This is a genomic window from Rhodovulum sp. PH10 (genome assembly GCF_000293785.1).
Taxonomy (GTDB): domain Bacteria; phylum Pseudomonadota; class Alphaproteobacteria; order Rhizobiales; family Xanthobacteraceae; genus Rhodoplanes.
Genome location: NZ_AKZI01000137.1, coordinates 1 through 824, shown reverse-complemented (window position 1 = coordinate 824; position 824 = coordinate 1). Strand labels below are relative to the sequence as shown.

At 67.6% G+C, this 824-nt stretch carries 2 protein-coding genes; both read left to right on the top strand.

The features are described from left to right. The first annotated feature begins 51 nt into the window (after positions 1 to 51). A complete protein-coding gene (locus A33M_RS18995) occupies positions 52 to 573 on the top strand; it encodes an IS630 family transposase (RefSeq protein WP_008390645.1) in 522 nt (173 codons plus the stop codon). Beyond that, positions 570 to 824 (top strand): transposase (locus A33M_RS18990; protein ID WP_192814134.1); only part of this gene is annotated, 255 nt, incomplete at its 3' end. The genes A33M_RS18995 and A33M_RS18990, both read left to right, overlap by 4 nt.

The following is an 824-nucleotide window of genomic DNA, read 5'->3' as shown; positions in this document are numbered from 1 at the left end:
CCGTGGCGTCCGTGATTCACTGGGCCGACCGGATTGATTCGGAGGTCCAGGATGGGCGCGGCGGTCGAGCTTCGGCGGGATTTCGGGGCGGAGGATCTTCGCCGGTTCGCGGCACGGGCGAGGACCGGTGCGCAGGCGCGTCGCCTGCTGGCCTTGGCGGCCGTTCTCGACGGGATGAACCGGGCCGAAGCGGCGCGGATAGGCGGCATGGACCGGCAGACGCTACGTGACTGGGCACACCGCTTCAATCAGCACGGCCCCGACGGGCTCGTCGACATCAAGCCGGTGGGGCGACGCCCGCGGCTGTCGGACGAGCAGAAGCAGATCTTGAAGCAACTGGTGGAGGACGGTCCCGATCCGGAGACGGACGGGGTGGTGCGCTGGCGCTGCGTCGACCTGAAGCGTGTGGTGCGCGATCGCTTCGGCATCGACCTGTCGGAGGTGAGCCTCGGTCGTATCCTGAAGCAGCTCGGATTCTCGCGCATCAGTGCCCGGCCGCGCCATCCCATGCAGGATCCCGAGGCGATCGCGACGTTTAAAAAAACTTCCCCGCAATGGTCGCGGAGGTCGTGAGCACGCTCGCACCGGGAACGCCCGTCGAGGTGTGGTTCCAGGACGAGATGCGGATCGGCCAGAAGAACAGCCTCGTCTACCAATGGGCCAAGACGGGATCGCGGCCGCGCCAGCCCAAGGATCAACGTTACGCCAACGCCTATGTGTTCGGCGCCGTCTGCCCGAGCCGCGACACCGGCGTCGCCCTCATCATGCCGCAGGCCGACACCGAGGCCATGCAGGCGCATCTCGACGCGATCGGCGAAGCCGTC